Source organism: Mycobacterium sp. NAZ190054 (genome assembly GCF_001545925.1).
Lineage (GTDB): Bacteria > Actinomycetota > Actinomycetes > Mycobacteriales > Mycobacteriaceae > Mycobacterium.
Genome location: NZ_LMVQ01000516.1, coordinates 1 through 663 on the forward strand (window position 1 = coordinate 1; position 663 = coordinate 663).

The 663-nt window shown below is 72.4% G+C and carries 1 protein-coding gene and 1 pseudogene; one reads left to right on the forward strand and one right to left on the reverse strand.

Annotation, left to right across the window (positions count from 1 at the left end):
• Window positions 1-399 (forward strand): hypothetical protein (locus ASJ79_RS34480; RefSeq protein ID WP_231751028.1); only part of this gene is annotated, 399 nt, incomplete at its 5' end.
• Between the two features lie 110 nt (window positions 400-509).
• On the opposite strand, the pseudogene ASJ79_RS35275 reads toward ASJ79_RS34480, so the two are convergent.
• Window positions 510-663: pseudogene (locus tag ASJ79_RS35275) on the reverse strand (FMN-binding glutamate synthase family protein); the annotation flags it as partial.

The following is a 663-nucleotide window of genomic DNA, read 5'->3' on the forward strand; positions in this document are numbered from 1 at the left end:
GGGGTCGAGCGGGGGATGTCGGTCAGGGGTGCGCGGGGACCGGGGGCCCTCGGTACGACATCGAGCAGCCGAGCATCAGGGCAGAGCGCATCGGCTGGTCCCCCGCCCCGGTTCGCGGCGCTCTCGGCGCACGGTCACGCACCCGCCGCGCCGTCGGCAGGGGCGATGCTGACCGCGCACGCACTGGCGATCGTGATCGGGGCGGTACTGATCGACGTCGGGGCACGCCTGTGCGGCGCCCTGTCGAGCGCGTTGCGCGTCGTCACATCGGGCACCCTGGCGCCGGCCTCCGCGCCGGAGCGCGCGCGAACCGGGACGGCGGACCAGCCGATGCGCTCTGCCCTGATGCTCGGCTGCTCGATGTCGTACCGAGGGCCCCCGGTCACCGCGCACCGCTGACCGACATCCCTCGATCGACCCAGAAAGCACAATCGAATGACTGCAATACAGCGTGCGACGCACGCGTTCCTGACCGTGGCCGTGACTCTCGGCCTGACCGCCGGCGCGGTCGCCTGGGCCGCGTCGGCCTCTGCCCACGCCTCCCGCGCCACGTTGATCAGGTCGACCCCGAGCGCGAACGCCACGATCGCGTTGGCGGGCAACCCGAGCTTGCCCGATCCGATCCACGTCACCCGGTCGCACATGCCTCTCTGCGCGAACAGC